Here is a 1,142-nt window from a genome sequence, read left to right as displayed (position 1 = left end):
GGTAATACCCCCAGCAAATAAACGGGATCGGAAGTAGAATTTTCAACCTTAGAGGAAGAGAGTTCTGCAATGAAACAATCAAGATTTTCTGACAGCCAAATCATGGCAATCCTGAAGCAAGCGGAGAACGGTTTGGCTGTTCCCGATGTGTGTCGCGAGCATGGAATCAGTGTCCCCACGTTTTACAAATGGCGGGCCAAGTTTGGCGGCATGGATGCCTCGCTGATCGCCAGAATGAAAGAACTGGAAGCGGAGAACGCACGTCTGAAGAAGATGTACATCGAAACCCAGATCAAAAATGATTTGCTCTCGGAGGCCCTTTGAAAAAAGCCCTGAGGCCATCTGAGAGACGCCAGATGGCCGTGGACGCAGTCAGGAAACATGGCGTGAGTATTCGGCTTGCTTGCGAGGTGTTTCAAATTAGCCAAACCTGCTACAGGTACAACAAAAAGCGTTCGGCAGAAAATGAGTTCATTGCCGATTGGCTGATTCGATTGACCACTGCACAACGCAACTGGGGCTTCGGTTTGTGCTTTCTGTACCTGCGCAATGTGAAAGGCTTTGTTTGGAATCACAAAAGGATTTACCGAATTTATCGTGAGCTGGAATTGAACCTGCGAATCAAACCCAAGAAGCGCTTGGTGCGGGAGAAACCTGAACCGCTGTTTGAACCGCTGAGAATCAATCATGTCTGGTCAATGGATTTCATGCACGACCAACTGGCCGATGGCAGAAGCATTCGATTGTTCAACGTGATCGACAACTTTAACCGCGAAGCATTGGCCATCGAAATTGACTTCTCTTTGCCTGCAGAGCGCGTCATCCGCGCTCTGAATCAGATCATTGAATGGCGCGGCAAGCCCGAGGCCATTATTGTGGACAACGGCCCCGAATACATCAGTGGAGCCATGGTTGCCTGGGCACAAAAACGTGGAATCGAGCTGAAATACATTCAACCTGGCAAGCCCCAACAAAACGCCTACGTTGAACGATTCAATCGAACGGTTCGCTACGATTGGCTGGCTCAACATTTATTTGATGACTTGGAGCAAATACAGGAACACGCAACAGACTGGATGTGGATTTACAATCACCAAAGGCCCAACATGGCCATCGGTGGAATCACACCCAAAATGAAGTTG

The 1,142-nt window shown here is 48.8% G+C and carries 1 protein-coding gene; it reads left to right on the top strand.

The genetic code is table 11. The features are described from left to right. Nucleotides 1–69: 69 nt before the first annotated feature. Nucleotides 70–1,142 (top strand): IS3 family transposase gene (locus NQT62_RS15305; RefSeq protein ID WP_256765619.1). Its coding sequence is split into 2 segments (ribosomal slippage), with 1,074 coding nucleotides annotated over them: nt 70–322 and nt 322–1,142; the frame shifts between segments, so codons are not numbered across the junction. This gene is flagged as partial in the annotation.

The organism is Limnobacter humi, from assembly GCF_024518835.1.
In the GTDB taxonomy this organism is placed as follows: Bacteria; Pseudomonadota; Gammaproteobacteria; order Burkholderiales; family Burkholderiaceae_B; genus Limnobacter; species Limnobacter humi.
This window is presented reverse-complemented; position numbering and strand designations above follow the sequence as displayed.